This is a genomic window from Lacisediminihabitans profunda (genome assembly GCF_008040105.1).
In the GTDB taxonomy this organism is placed as follows: Bacteria; Actinomycetota; Actinomycetes; order Actinomycetales; family Microbacteriaceae; genus Lacisediminihabitans; species Lacisediminihabitans profunda.
Window position 1 is genome coordinate 1 of sequence record NZ_VRMG01000089.1, and the last position, 301, is coordinate 301.

The 301-nt window shown below is 64.5% G+C and carries 1 protein-coding gene; it reads left to right on the forward strand.

The genetic code is table 11. The annotated features are described in order from the left end of the window. The coding region (locus tag FVP33_RS19175; RefSeq protein ID WP_484140800.1) for a peptidase associated/transthyretin-like domain-containing protein at positions 1 to 295 on the forward strand (295 nt) is incomplete at its 5' end. Between the last annotated feature and the right edge of the window lie 6 nt (positions 296 to 301).

Below are 301 nucleotides of genomic sequence, written 5' to 3' on the forward strand. Positions count from 1 at the left end.
GGGTAACTCACGGTTCGGGGGCCTCACGACGACGCAGTATCCGATTCCGCCCGGCGGCCCGGTCGGCAGACTTCTCGAGGCGGCGGGGCGCGCACCGGTACGAGACCCGTACCTGCACGTCATGGTCTCCGCGCCGGGCAAGCGAGCTCTGATGACGCACATCTTAGTTGCGGGCAGTGACTACCTGGAGAGGGACAGCGTATTCGGCGTCAAGGATTCGCTGATCAAGGACTTCGTCCGGCACGCCGTCACCGAGCCGACCCCCGATGGTCGGCTCATAACTACTACGACCTGAACATCG